The sequence below is a fragment of the Pseudomonas sp. BJP69 genome (assembly GCF_007633355.1).
Lineage (GTDB): Bacteria > Pseudomonadota > Gammaproteobacteria > Pseudomonadales > Pseudomonadaceae > Aquipseudomonas > Aquipseudomonas juntendi.
Genome location: NZ_CP041933.1, coordinates 5,586,308 through 5,597,068, shown reverse-complemented (window position 1 = coordinate 5,597,068; position 10,761 = coordinate 5,586,308). Strand labels below are relative to the sequence as shown.

Annotated in this window: 11 protein-coding genes; all 11 read left to right on the top strand. The window is 59.1% G+C overall.

Annotation, left to right across the window (positions count from 1 at the left end; all coding sequences use genetic code 11):
- The first annotated feature begins 464 nt into the window (after positions 1–464).
- The 11 genes from rpmH (at position 465) to atpB (ending at position 10,661) form a co-directional block, all read left to right on the top strand.
- Positions 465–599, top strand: coding sequence for a 50S ribosomal protein L34 (gene rpmH, locus FPB55_RS26130; protein ID WP_003253163.1), 135 nt, complete (start codon positions 465–467; stop codon positions 597–599).
- 13 nt (positions 600–612) lie between these two features.
- Entirely contained in the window at positions 613–1,017 is a 405-nt protein-coding gene (gene rnpA, locus FPB55_RS26125; protein WP_029886846.1) for a ribonuclease P protein component, read from the top strand.
- The gene (gene yidD / locus FPB55_RS26120; RefSeq protein WP_009684672.1) at positions 1,010–1,255 is read left to right on the top strand and encodes a membrane protein insertion efficiency factor YidD; all 246 of its coding nucleotides are present in this window, start codon (positions 1,010–1,012) and stop codon (positions 1,253–1,255) included. The genes rnpA and yidD overlap by 8 nt, the downstream gene beginning before the upstream one ends.
- Before the next feature lie 2 nt (positions 1,256–1,257).
- Positions 1,258–2,940 (top strand): membrane protein insertase YidC, encoded by a 1,683-nt coding sequence (yidC, locus tag FPB55_RS26115; protein ID WP_144189574.1) that lies wholly within the window; start codon positions 1,258–1,260, stop codon positions 2,938–2,940.
- Between the two features lie 87 nt (positions 2,941–3,027).
- Entirely contained in the window at positions 3,028–4,398 is a 1,371-nt protein-coding gene (gene mnmE / locus FPB55_RS26110) for a tRNA uridine-5-carboxymethylaminomethyl(34) synthesis GTPase MnmE (RefSeq protein ID WP_144189572.1), read from the top strand.
- 588 nt (positions 4,399–4,986) lie between these two features.
- A complete protein-coding gene (gene mnmG, locus FPB55_RS26105; RefSeq protein WP_009684669.1) occupies positions 4,987–6,879 on the top strand; it encodes a tRNA uridine-5-carboxymethylaminomethyl(34) synthesis enzyme MnmG in 1,893 nt (630 codons plus the stop codon).
- Positions 6,876–7,526 (top strand): 16S rRNA (guanine(527)-N(7))-methyltransferase RsmG, encoded by a 651-nt coding sequence (rsmG, locus tag FPB55_RS26100; protein ID WP_009684668.1) that lies wholly within the window; start codon positions 6,876–6,878, stop codon positions 7,524–7,526. Before mnmG ends, rsmG begins: the two co-directional genes overlap by 4 nt.
- Positions 7,527–7,544: 18 nt before the next feature.
- Positions 7,545–8,336 (top strand): ParA family protein, encoded by a 792-nt coding sequence (locus FPB55_RS26095; protein WP_009684667.1) that lies wholly within the window; start codon positions 7,545–7,547, stop codon positions 8,334–8,336.
- Between the two features lie 9 nt (positions 8,337–8,345).
- A complete protein-coding gene (locus tag FPB55_RS26090; RefSeq protein WP_009684666.1) occupies positions 8,346–9,218 on the top strand; it encodes a ParB/RepB/Spo0J family partition protein in 873 nt (290 codons plus the stop codon).
- Between the two features lie 149 nt (positions 9,219–9,367).
- Positions 9,368–9,775 carry a F0F1 ATP synthase subunit I gene (locus FPB55_RS26085; RefSeq protein ID WP_009684665.1) on the top strand — a complete coding sequence of 136 codons (408 nt, stop codon included), beginning with the start codon at positions 9,368–9,370 and terminating at the stop codon, positions 9,773–9,775.
- A 16-nt stretch (positions 9,776–9,791) separates the two neighbouring features.
- A complete protein-coding gene (gene atpB, locus FPB55_RS26080; RefSeq protein WP_003260030.1) occupies positions 9,792–10,661 on the top strand; it encodes a F0F1 ATP synthase subunit A in 870 nt (289 codons plus the stop codon).
- Positions 10,662–10,761: the final 100 nt, after the last annotated feature.

Here is a 10,761-nt window from a genome sequence, read left to right as displayed (position 1 = left end):
TGAAGGCTGTGTTGATAAGCTCTGTGGATAACCCGCCATGAGGGCTATGCACAACCCTGGGTTCTGGCCTGTGGATAATTCACCTGTGCATAACAGGCTATTTAATCCACAGGTTGCAACCACCTACGAAACAAGCGCAGCACGGGTTCACAACATACTTATGAAACGCTGTACATCCCATTAACCGTGGCCTGAAGTAGGTTATCCACAGAAAGTTATCCACCTAAGCTTTATAGGTTTATCAGAAAAGCTTTTTATATCTCTCTTCTTTTTTTTCATGTTGTCCCCAACGCGTACCTTCGATCAAGCACCCTGGGGTCATGGCCGAGCAGTTGCCGTCCATCACATGCTCTATAGGGAAAGACTGGTTGGAAATTGACCTACGGGCTTGCTTTCTCTAGAATCGCCGGTCTCGTAAAAAGGGGGCCATCCCGGCCCGTCGTCGACAAACCAGGTAACACGCCATGAAACGTACTTTCCAACCAAGCACCATCAAGCGCGCGCGCACTCACGGTTTCCGTGCCCGTATGGCTACCAAGAACGGCCGCGCTGTTCTGTCGCGTCGTCGTGCCAAAGGCCGTAAGCGTCTGGCCATTTGATTTTTCGGCACAGGTGGTGAGTCAGGACTTCAGTCGGGAAAAGCGACTGCTTACACCCCGGCATTTCAAAGCGGTCTTCGACTCCCCAACCGGCAAGGTTCCAGGGAAAAACCTGCTTATCCTTGCTCGCGAGAACGGCCTCGATCACCCACGGCTGGGCCTGGTGATCGGCAAGAAAAGCGTCAAACTCGCCGTTCAACGCAATCGCCTCAAGCGCTTGATGCGCGATTCCTTTCGTCTGAACCAGCAGTTACTCGCCGGCCTGGACATCGTGATCGTCGCGCGCAAGGGATTGGGTGAAGTAGAAAACCCGGAATTGCACCAACACTTTGGCAAACTCTGGAAACGCCTGGCGCGCTCCCGCCCAGCACCAGTAGTCACCGCCAATTGCGCAGGGGTAGACAGCCAAGATGCGTAAACTGGCGCTCGTTCCGATCCAGTTTTACCGTTACGCCATTAGTCCTCTGATGGCCAGCCACTGTCGTTTCTTCCCCAGCTGCTCCTGTTACGCCTACGAAGCCATCGAAAATCATGGCTTGTGGCGTGGTGGGTGGCTGGCTGTTCGTCGCCTGGGGCGTTGTCATCCGTGGAATGCAGGCGGTTTCGACCCCGTTCCACCCGCTCCTTCCTCCCGAACTTCTTCGATAGCCGAGTAATCATGGATATTAAACGCACGATCCTGATCGCCGCGCTGGCAGTCGTGTCCTACGTCATGGTCCTGAAGTGGAACGATGACTACGGCCAAGCTGCCTTGCCGACTCAGAATACTGCTGCCAGCACTGTTGCGCCGGGCTTGCCCGATGGCGTGCCGGCCGGTAACAACGGTGCCAGCGCCGATGTACCGAGCGCCAACGCCGACTCCAGCCCTGCCGAACTGGCACCGGTCGCACTCAGCAAGGACCTGATCCGCGTCAAGACCGACGTCCTTGAGCTGGCTATCGACCCGGTTGGTGGTGACATCGTCCAGCTGAACCTGCCGAAATACCCCCGCCGCCAGGACCACCCGGACATCCCGTTCCAGTTGTTCGACAATGGTGGTGAGCGTGTCTACCTGGCACAAAGTGGCCTGACCGGCGCCAACGGCCCGGATGCCCGCGCCAGCGGCCGCCCACTGTATGCCGCCGAGCAGAAAAGCTACCAACTGGCTGACGGCCAGCAGCAACTGGTGGTCGACCTCAAGTTCAGCGACAACGGCGTCAACTACATCAAGCGCTTCAGCTTCAAGCGCGGTGAGTACGACCTGCATGTCAGCTACCTGATCGACAACCAGAGCAGCCAGCCGTGGAGCGGCAACATGTTTGCCCAGCTCAAGCGTGACGCCAGCGGCGATCCGTCTTCGAGCACTGCGACCGGCACCGCCACCTACCTGGGTGCAGCCCTGTGGACAGCTTCCGAGCCTTACAAAAAGGTCTCGATGAAGGACATGGACAAGGGCAATTTGAAAGAAAATGTGTCTGGTGGCTGGGTAGCCTGGCTGCAGCACTACTTCGTGACCGCGTGGATCCCGGCCAAGTCGGACAACAACGTTGTTCAGACGCGCAAGGACAGCCAAGGCAACTACATCATCGGCTACACCGGCCCGGCACTGAACGTACCTGCCGGTGGCAAGGTTGAAACCAGCGCCATGCTGTATGCCGGTCCGAAGATCCAGTCCAAGCTCAAGGAATTGTCCCCAGGCCTGGAACTGACCGTCGACTACGGCTTCCTGTGGTTCATCGCCCAGCCGATCTTCTGGCTGCTGCAACATATCCACAGCCTGCTGGGCAACTGGGGCTGGTCGATCATCGTGCTGACCATGCTGATCAAAGGCCTGTTCTTCCCGTTGTCGGCTGCCAGCTACCGTTCCATGGCGCGCATGCGTGCCGTTGCACCGAAACTCGCCGCGTTGAAAGAGCGCTTCGGTGATGATCGCCAGAAGATGTCCCTGGCGATGATGGAGCTGTACAAGAAAGAGAAGATCAACCCGTTGGGCGGCTGCCTGCCGATCCTGGTGCAGATGCCGGTGTTCCTGGCCCTGTACTGGGTGCTGCTGGAAAGCGTTGAAATGCGCCAGGCGCCATGGATGCTGTGGATTACCGACCTGTCGATCAAGGATCCGTTCTTCATCCTGCCGATCATCATGGGCGCCACCATGTTCATCCAGCAACGCCTTAACCCAACGCCGCCGGATCCGATGCAGGCCAAGGTGATGAAAATGATGCCGATCATCTTCACCTTCTTCTTCCTGTGGTTCCCAGCGGGTCTGGTGCTGTACTGGGTTGTGAACAACTGCTTGTCGATTTCGCAGCAGTGGTACATCACACGTCGCATCGAAGCAGCCACGAAAAAAGCTGCTGCCTGACGGGCTGCTACGCTAGCCTGTGAATAAAAACGCCCCCTAGTGGGGCGTTTTTGCTATCTGTCGTTGTTGTCGTAGAGGCTTTCGAGCATGAACATTGTGCGTGAAACCATCGCAGCCATCGCCACCGCCCAGGGCCGCGGCGGGGTGGGGATTGTCAGGTTGTCCGGGCCCCTGGCCGCCAAGGCTGGGCAATTGATCACCGGCCGTACGCTTACCCCGCGCCACGCCCATTACGGCCCCTTCCGCGATGAGGAAGGGCTGGTACTGGACGAAGGGATCGCGTTGTTCTTCCCCGGGCCCAATTCGTTCACCGGCGAGGACGTGCTTGAGCTGCAGGGCCACGGTGGCCCGGTGGTGCTGGATATGCTGCTGCAGCGCTGTGTACAAGTTGGCTGTCGGCTGGCCCGCCCAGGTGAGTTCAGCGAGCGCGCATTCCTCAACGACAAGCTCGACCTGGCGCAGGCCGAAGCCATTGCCGACCTGATCGAGGCCAGCTCCAGCCAGGCGGCCCGCAACGCCCTGCGCTCGCTGCAGGGAGAGTTCTCCAAGCGTGTGCATGGTTTGACCGAGGCGTTGATCGCATTGCGCATCTACGTCGAGGCAGCGATCGACTTCCCTGAAGAAGAGATCGACTTCCTCGCCGACGGCCACGTGCTTTCGATGCTCGATACCGTACGCCGAGAGTTATCCACCGTGCAGCGCGAGGCCGGGCAGGGTGCATTGCTGCGCGACGGCATGACGGTGGTTATCGCCGGCAGGCCCAATGCCGGTAAATCCAGCCTGCTGAACCAGCTGGCCGGGCGCGAAGCGGCGATCGTCACAGACATTGCCGGCACCACACGGGATATTTTGCGCGAACATATCCACATTGATGGCATGCCGCTGCATGTGGTGGACACCGCCGGGTTGCGGGCCACCGATGACCATGTGGAAAAGATTGGTGTGGAACGGGCGCTGAAGGCCATTGGCGAGGCTGACCGGGTATTGCTGGTGGTCGACTCCACAGCGCCCGAAGCCAGCGACCCGTTTGCCCTGTGGCCAGAGTTTCTCGACCAGCGGCCAGACCCGGCGAAGGTTACGCTGATCCGTAACAAGGCAGACCTGAGTGGCGAGCGGGTAGGGCTGGAACAAAGCGATGATGGCCACGTCACGATCACCCTCAGCGCCAAGGGCAATGACGCAGGCCTGCAGCTGCTACGCGACCACCTGAAGGCCTGCATGGGTTATGAACAGACTGCCGAGAGCGGTTTCAGCGCCCGCAGGCGCCACCTGGAAGCGTTGCGCCAGGCCAGTGAGCACTTGGAGCATGGCCGCGCACAACTGACCCTGGCGGGCGCGGGAGAGCTGTTGGCGGAAGACCTGCGTCAGGCCCAGCATGCGTTGGGCGAGATCACCGGGGCATTCAGTTCGGATGATTTGCTGGGGCGGATCTTCTCCAGCTTCTGTATTGGCAAATAATCCACAGCCGGGCACTGCCAATGGCCGCTTCTTCGGGAGCGGCTTTTTTTTGCCTGGAATTCACGCATCTGCCGTGCCGGCCTGCCAGCACCCACAAGCTTCCTGCTTGCCATGCTTGTTCCGCCCTCCTGTGGGAACGGGTTTACCTGCCAGAAGGCCAGTACAGGCTCACAATTTTTCATACACAAGCTTGGAAATGCGCTCAGGAGCCCTGTGGAAAACCCGCCTTCAGCTCCGTTGATAAGCATGCTTTTTTTCTGAGGACAAAACCCCCTGTGGGTAAACAGGCATTTAATCCACAGGCTAAATCACGTTATCCATACCCCTCAGGCCATTCCAACCACAGGGTTTAATTTCTCTGTACATGACGTAATTCAAAGCCTGCAAAGGTTTATCCACAGATAAGGCTGTGCATAAGAATAAACATAAAAACAAAGCTTTTATAAATTTCTCTTCTTTGATTTCTGTTGTGTGCCACTCATCCACAGACTGGTCAAAATTTGCTCAGACGGTTTCTTTAAGGGGGGGTAAGTCCCTATACTTGTCGGCTTACCTTCTCTATTCGCAAAAACAGGCACGAGGTGCGTGGTGGATTTCCCTTCCCGTTTTGAAGTGATCGTCATCGGCGGCGGCCATGCCGGTACCGAGGCTGCGCTTGCGTCAGCACGCATGGGTGTGAAAACCCTGCTGTTGACCCATAACGTGGAAACCCTCGGTCACATGAGCTGCAACCCCGCTATCGGCGGTATCGGCAAAAGCCATCTGGTCAAAGAGATCGATGCCCTGGGCGGCGCCATGGCGTTGGCTACCGACAAGAGCGGCATCCAGTTCCGCGTTCTGAATAACCGCAAAGGTCCAGCTGTACGGGCAACCCGTGCCCAGGCCGACCGCGCCATCTACAAGGCGGTGGTTCGTGAAATCCTGGAGAACCAGCCAAACCTGTGGATATTCCAGCAGTCCTGCGATGACCTGATCGTCGAGCAGGATCAGGTCAAAGGCGTGGTGACCCAGATGGGTCTGCGTTTCTTTGCCGAATCGGTGGTACTGACCACCGGTACCTTCCTTGGCGGCCTGATCCACATCGGCTTGCAAAACCATTCAGGTGGTCGTGCCGGTGATCCGCCTTCGATCGCGCTGGCACACCGTATGCGCGAGCTACCACTGCGCGTGGGCCGCTTGAAAACGGGTACGCCACCACGTATCGACGGTCGTTCGGTGGATTTTTCGGTCATGACCGAGCAACCAGGCGATACGCCCATACCGGTGATGTCGTTCATGGGCAATGCCGAAATGCACCCGCGCCAGGTCAGTTGCTGGATTACCCATACCAACGCGCGTACCCACGAGATCATTGCCTCGAACCTCGACCGCTCGCCCATGTATTCGGGCGTGATCGAAGGTGTGGGCCCGCGCTACTGCCCATCGATCGAAGACAAGATCCACCGGTTCGCCGACAAGGAAAGCCACCAGGTGTTCATCGAGCCCGAGGGCTTGACCACCCATGAGCTGTACCCGAACGGTATTTCCACGTCGCTGCCGTTCGACGTGCAGCTGGAACTGGTCCGTTCGATCCGTGGCATGGAAAACGCCCACATCGTGCGCCCTGGCTATGCCATCGAGTACGACTACTTCGACCCGCGTGACCTCAAGTACAGCCTCGAGACCAAAGTCATCGGCGGCTTGTTCTTCGCCGGCCAGATCAATGGCACCACCGGTTACGAAGAAGCCGGCGCCCAGGGCCTGCTGGCCGGGACCAACGCCGCGCTGCGGGCACAAGGCCGTGACAGCTGGTGCCCTCGCCGTGACGAGGCCTACATCGGCGTACTGGTCGACGACCTGATTACCCTGGGCACCCAGGAGCCGTACCGTATGTTTACGTCGCGTGCCGAGTACCGGCTGATTCTGCGCGAAGACAACGCCGACCTGCGTCTGACCGAAAAGGGCCGTGAACTGGGCCTGATCGATGACCAGCGCTGGGCGGCCTTCTGCGCCAAGCGCGACGGTATCGAGCGCGAGGAGCAGCGCCTGAAGTCGACCTGGGTACGACCCAATACCGAACAAGGCCAAGCCATTGTGGATAAGTTCGGCACGCCGCTCAGCCACGAGTACAGCTTGCTCAACCTTCTGGCCCGCCCGGAAATCGACTACGCCGGCCTGATCGAGGCCACCGGCGGTGAGGCAATCGATCCACAGGTCGCCGAACAGGTCGAGATTCGCACCAAGTACGCCGGTTATATCGATCGCCAGCAGGATGAGATCGCTCGCCTACGTGCCAGCGAGGACACCCGGTTGCCTGTGGATATCGACTACACGACCATTTCCGGCCTGTCGAAGGAGATCCAGGGCAAGCTGGGCCAGACCCGCCCGGAAACCCTGGGCCAGGCATCGCGCATTCCAGGCGTGACCCCGGCGGCGATTTCCCTGTTGCTGATTCACTTGAAAAAACGCGGCGCTGGCCGCGAATTGGAGCAAAGCGCTTGAGTGCCCTGGTTACCCCGCAACATGCTGAAGAGTTGTCCACAGGTGCGCGGCAGCTTGGTGTAGAACTGAGTGCCGAGCAGCATGAAAAACTGCTCGGCTACCTGGCCTTGTTGATCAAATGGAACAAAGCCTACAACCTGACCGCCGTGCGCGACCCGGACGAGATGGTTTCGCGGCATCTGCTCGACAGCCTGAGCGTCATGGCGTTTATCCACAGCGCGCGGGACAACTGGTTGGATGTCGGCAGTGGTGGTGGTATGCCTGGTATTCCTTTGGCTATCCTGCACCCGCACAAGCGGGTAACCGTGCTCGATGCCAATGGCAAGAAAACCCGCTTCCTGACCCAGGTGAAAATGGAACTCAAGCTGGACAACCTCACGGTTATCCACAGCCGGGTCGAGGCGTTCCAACCTGCACAACCGTTCGATGGGATCATCTCCCGTGCCTTCAGCAGCATGGAGAACTTCACCAACTGGACCCGCCACCTGGGCGACACCGGGACGCAATGGCTTGCAATGAAGGGGCTGCATCCTGCCGATGAACTGGTAGCATTGCCCGCAGACTTCACAGTGGAAAGCGAACAGGCCCTGACCGTTCCAGGTTGCCAGGGCCAGCGCCATCTGCTGATACTGCGCCGCAAGGCATGACTGGGAACACGCGCATCAATGGCTAAGGTATTCGCAATCGCGAACCAGAAAGGTGGTGTAGGCAAGACCACCACCTGTATCAATCTCGCCGCCTCGCTGGCCGCAACCAAGCGTCGTGTGCTGCTGATCGACCTCGATCCGCAGGGCAACGCCACCATGGGCAGCGGTGTGGACAAACACGAACTCGAGCACTCGGTCTACGACCTGCTGATCGGGGAGTGCGACCTGGCCCAGGCCATGCATTACTCCGAGCACGGTGGTTTTCAGTTGCTGCCGGCCAACCGCGACCTGACCGCCGCCGAAGTGGTGCTGCTGGAAATGCAGGTCAAGGAAAGCCGCCTGCGCAACGCGCTGGCGCCCATCCGTGACAACTACGACTACATCCTGATCGATTGCCCGCCGTCGCTGTCGATGCTTACGCTCAACGCCCTGGTCGCAGCCGATGGCGTGATCATCCCCATGCAGTGCGAGTACTACGCACTGGAGGGTCTCAGTGACCTTGTGGATAACATCAAGCGCATCGCTGCCAGGCTGAACCCGGAGCTGAAGATCGAGGGCTTGCTGCGGACCATGTACGATCCCCGCCTGAGCCTGAACAACGATGTGTCGGCCCAGCTCAAGGAGCACTTCGGGCCCCAGCTTTACGACACGGTCATTCCGCGCAACATTCGCCTGGCCGAGGCGCCCAGCTTCGGCATGCCGGCCCTGGCCTACGACAAGCAATCGCGTGGCGCCCTGGCTTATCTGGCGCTGGCTGGGGAACTGGTTCGCCGGCAACGCCGTCAGTCGCGCACTGCACAGACAACTTAAGGAATCCGTATGGCCGTCAAGAAACGGGGTCTCGGACGTGGGTTGGATGCACTGCTCAGTGGTCCTACCGTGAGCGCGCTCGAAGAGCAGGCTGTGAAGATCGACCAGAAGGAGCTTCAGCACCTGCCGGTCGAACTGATCCAGCGTGGCAAATATCAGCCACGCCGGGACATGGACCCACAGGCGCTGGAAGAACTTGCCCACTCGATTCGCAACCATGGGGTGATGCAACCGATCGTGGTGCGCCCGATCGGCGATAACCGCTACGAGATCATTGCCGGTGAGCGCCGTTGGCGTGCCACCCAGCAGGCCGGCCTGGACACCATCCCGGCCATGGTCCGCGAAGTGGCCGACGAGGCCGCCATCGCCATGGCACTGATCGAGAACATCCAGCGTGAAGACCTCAACCCGCTGGAAGAGGCGCTGGCCCTGCAGCGGCTGCAGCAGGAGTTCGAACTGACTCAGCAACAGGTGGCCGATGCGGTCGGCAAGTCGCGGGTCACCGTGGCCAACCTGCTGCGCCTGATTACCTTGCCAGAGGCGATCAAGACCATGCTCGCCCACGGCGACCTGGAAATGGGTCATGCCCGCGCATTGCTCGGGTTGGATGAGAATCGCCAGGAAGAGGGGGCGCGTCATGTTGTCGCACGTGGCCTCACCGTGCGCCAAACTGAAGCACTGGTTCGCCAGTGGCTCAGCGACAAGCCTGAACCGGCCGAACCGGGCAAACCTGATCCGGATATCGCGCGCCTTGAACAGCGGCTCGCAGAGCGCCTGGGCTCGGCTGTGCAGATTCGCCACGGCAACAAGGGCAAAGGCCAATTGGTTATTCGCTACAACTCGCTTGACGAGTTGCAAGGTGTGCTTGCACACATCCGCTGAAACAATTGCTGTTGTAGCGGGCAGTCGGAAATCACTACCGAAGAGTTGAATAGGGGTTAAACCACCCCTATACTCTGCGCGCATTTTGTCGGCACAAATTATGCCAAGTCATCACTGACTTGTTGGTCGACTTCCGAGGAGCAGTTGTGATGGAAATCCGCACGCCAAACCGCCTGCCTTTCCATCGCTGGGCGGTTTTTCCGGTACTGCTGGCTCAATTTGTCGTATTCCTGCTGGCGACCCTGGTGTTGTGGCAGTGGAAAGGGGCGGTCAGTGGATATTCAGGCCTTTGCGGAGGTTTGATTGCCTGGCTGCCCAACGTGTATTTCGCCTGGAAGGCTTTTCGCTTTAGCGGAGCTCGGGCGGCACAAGCCATCGTCAAGTCGTTCTACGCTGGCGAGGCAGGCAAGATGATTTTGACGGCAGTGCTTTTTGCACTGACCTTCGCAGGAGTGAAGCCACTGGCGCCGCTAGCAGTATTCGGCGTCTTCGTGTTGACCCTTTTGGTCAGCTGGTTCGCGCCCCTGCTGATGAATAAAAGACTTTCGAGACCTTAGGGCGTTTGAGGCAACCATGGCAGCAGAAACCGCTTCGGGCTATATCCAGCACCACTTGCAGAACCTGACCTACGGTCAACTACCAGACGGCAGCTGGGGCTTTGCCCATTCGGCTGCAGAAGCCAAGGCAATGGGCTTCTGGGCGTTCCACCTGGACACCCTGGGTTGGTCCGTCGCGCTGGGTCTGATCTTCCTGTTCATCTTCCGCATGGCGGCCAAGAAGGCCACCTCCGGTCAGCCTGGCGGCCTGCAGAACTTCGTGGAAGTGATGGTCGACTTCGTCAACGGCAGCGTGAAGGACTCCTTCCACGGCCGTAGCCCGGTCATCGCACCGCTGGCGCTGACCATCTTCGTCTGGGTGTTCCTGATGAACGCCGTCGACCTGGTACCGGTCGACTGGATTCCTCAGCTGGCCATCCTGATCTCCGGTGATCCGCACATTCCGTTCCGCGCCGTGTCGACCACCGACCCGAACGCGACCCTGGCCATGGCGTTCTGCGTATTCGCGCTGATCATCTTCTACAGCATCAAGGTCAAGGGCCTGGGCGGCTTCATCGGTGAGCTGACCCTGCACCCGTTCGGCAGCAAGAACATCTTCGTGCAGATCCTGCTGATCCCGGTCAACTTCCTGCTCGAGTTCGTCACCCTGATCGCCAAGCCGATCTCGCTGGCACTGCGTCTGTTCGGCAACATGTATGCCGGCGAACTGGTGTTCATCCTGATCGCGGTCATGTTCGGTTCCGGCCTGCTGTGGCTGAGCGGCCTGGGTGTCGTGCTGCAATGGGCGTGGGCGGTGTTCCACATCCTGATCATCACCCTGCAAGCTTTCATCTTCATGATGCTCACCATCGTCTACCTGTCGATGGCGCACGAAGATAACCATTAAGACCGCCTGGCGTGTCTGATAGCCTTCCCCGCTCGTTTGGGGGGAGGGCTTAAAAAGTCCGCAAGGGCATGCTGTACCAAACGATTTGTTTTACCGCTTC

Excerpts from the sequence above, each read along its gene's own strand:
- rpmH (WP_003253163.1), top strand. The coding sequence starts at position 465 with ATGAAACGTACTTTCCAACCAAGCACCATCAAGCGCGCGCGCACTCAC.
- yidD (WP_009684672.1), top strand. The coding sequence starts at position 1,010 with ATGCGTAAACTGGCGCTCGTTCCGATCCAGTTTTACCGTTACGCCATT.
- yidC (WP_144189574.1), top strand. The coding sequence starts at position 1,258 with ATGGATATTAAACGCACGATCCTGATCGCCGCGCTGGCAGTCGTGTCC.
- mnmE (WP_144189572.1), top strand. The coding sequence starts at position 3,028 with ATGAACATTGTGCGTGAAACCATCGCAGCCATCGCCACCGCCCAGGGC.
- FPB55_RS26095 (WP_009684667.1), top strand. The coding sequence starts at position 7,545 with ATGGCTAAGGTATTCGCAATCGCGAACCAGAAAGGTGGTGTAGGCAAG.
- FPB55_RS26090 (WP_009684666.1), top strand. The coding sequence starts at position 8,346 with ATGGCCGTCAAGAAACGGGGTCTCGGACGTGGGTTGGATGCACTGCTC.
- FPB55_RS26085 (WP_009684665.1), top strand. The coding sequence starts at position 9,368 with ATGGAAATCCGCACGCCAAACCGCCTGCCTTTCCATCGCTGGGCGGTT.
- atpB (WP_003260030.1), top strand. The coding sequence starts at position 9,792 with ATGGCAGCAGAAACCGCTTCGGGCTATATCCAGCACCACTTGCAGAAC.